The 635-nt window shown below is 41.3% G+C and carries 1 protein-coding gene; it reads left to right on the plus strand.

Translation table 11 applies throughout. The annotated features are described in order from the left end of the window. Positions 1–46 precede the first annotated feature (46 nt). Complete coding sequence (locus R8N47_RS26015) at positions 47–388, plus strand: DUF2799 domain-containing protein (RefSeq protein WP_025522016.1); 342 nt, start codon at positions 47–49, stop codon at positions 386–388. Positions 389–635 lie beyond the last annotated feature (247 nt).

Raw genomic sequence — 635 nt, forward strand, 5'->3', positions numbered from 1 at the left:
AATTAGTGATAAGCTTGTTTTGAAAACAATCAGTTAAGGAAGAGTTATGAAAAAAGCGACGTTGGGGTTGGCGCTGGTATTATTGGCTGGGTGTGCTGCAACCACGGAAGATCTCGCCAAATCGGGTGATTGGTATCAGATTGGTTATCAAGATGGCATCGCAGGACACACTTCTCGTAGTGTAAAAGAGCTGAAAACGTTGGGCATTGCTAATCCTGGTGATTATGACCGTGGCTATTTGGAAGGTGTCGCTGAATATTGCAATCCAGACTTTGCTTATCAAATGGGTCTATCTGGCCAATATTATGAGGGTGTCTGTGAGGGCACTGAGCAAGCGCAAAAATTCCGTATGGAATGGCAACGAGGCTGGAACGAATACAGTAATTAATAAATACAGCAATTAACGACAAGGCTCATTCTGTTTCATAATCAAGACGATAGTTTGGCTTGTTGAACTTCTGACAATTCTATCGGATCGCTTTGGTCTACTTGGCTCATTGAGATTGAGTAATAAGTGATATTGAAATATGAAAAAGTACTTTTTAGTTGCGTTAGTATTACTGCCGCTAACCGCAAGTGCCAGCAATATGCTGAAAGATACGATCAAAGCGAAACGCAAATACGACCATAACAAA

The organism is Vibrio sp. 2132-1 (assembly GCF_033344315.1).

Excerpts from the sequence above, each read along its gene's own strand:
- R8N47_RS26015 (WP_025522016.1), top strand. The coding sequence starts at position 47 with ATGAAAAAAGCGACGTTGGGGTTGGCGCTGGTATTATTGGCTGGGTGT.